Genomic DNA, 1,066 nt, shown 5'->3' with positions numbered 1-1,066 from the left:
GGCTGATGGTTCGTCGTGCTGGCGGGGGCTACTCCGGCGGCACGGCCCGTCGGTGCGGATCTCCCCGACGCTGCCGTGCTGGCCTGGCGCGGCGGCGCTCCATGGATCATCGGTCGCGTCGCAGGCGCCCGGCTCACCGCCGTTCGCGTCGGATACGCGCACGTCGCGGTGATCGGCGACCACCGGGTCGAGGAGGACGCCCTCGCCGAAGCCGTGCGCGCGCTTCGGCCCACCGGCCGGTGGCAGGGCCTGGCCTCCTTCCCGGGGAGCTACCACCTGGTCGTCGCGGACAGGCGCGAGACCTGGATGGCCGGAGACATCGCCGGGCTCCGGCAGGTCTTCACCGCGCAGCTCGGCGGCCGCGTCCTGCTCGGCTCCCATGCAAGGCCTCTGGCCGGCAGGTTCGGTGGCCGGGTCGACAGCGGCCACGTGGCGCATCACCTCCTCGGCCCGGTGGCCCCGGTCGCCCTCGCGGAGAACGGCACGAGCCCGTACCTGGGAATCTCCGCCGTGCCCCCGGGAGTTGCCGCCCGGGTCGATGCCGAAGGGTCGGTTCGCCAGGACCGGTGGTGGAGCGTGCCGGACGACGCGCACGACAAGGCGCACGGCGCGGACGCCCTGCTGCGAGCCCTGCAGGACGCCGTCGCCGTTCGGGCAGCGGGCTCGGGAAACGTCGCGGTGGAACTCTCCGGCGGCCTGGACAGCTCCGCAATCTCGGCGCTCGCCTTCCAGCAGATCGGTGCCAGGACGCTGAACCTCACCCGCGCCAGCAGCGACCCGGCGAACGACGACCTCAGATGGGCCCGCACGGTCGCCGCAGCCCAACCCGGAGCCCGGCACCACGTACTGGAGGCCGCCGAGATGCCCCGGCAGTTCGACGGCTTCGAGCACGCCCTCCCCCTGGACGCGCCGGGGCCGACGGCCGCCAGCCCCTACCGGGGCGCGCACCTGTGGCACCGGGTGGTGTCCGGCGGCGCCCGGACGCTGCTGTCCGGCAAGGGCGGGGATGAACTCCTGGTGCCGCCGACGACCTACCTGCACCACGCACCGTGGCGGACCATCCGGC

At 74.6% G+C, this 1,066-nt stretch carries 1 protein-coding gene; it reads left to right on the top strand.

Annotated elements, in window-relative coordinates; all coding sequences use genetic code 11:
• Positions 1-75: 75 nt before the first annotated feature.
• The coding region (locus AB0O00_RS41205; protein ID WP_363659772.1) for an asparagine synthase-related protein at positions 76-1,066 on the top strand (991 nt) is incomplete at its 3' end.

This window comes from Kitasatospora sp. NPDC093558 (genome assembly GCF_040683475.1).
Lineage (GTDB): Bacteria > Actinomycetota > Actinomycetes > Streptomycetales > Streptomycetaceae > Kitasatospora.
This window is presented reverse-complemented; position numbering and strand designations above follow the sequence as displayed.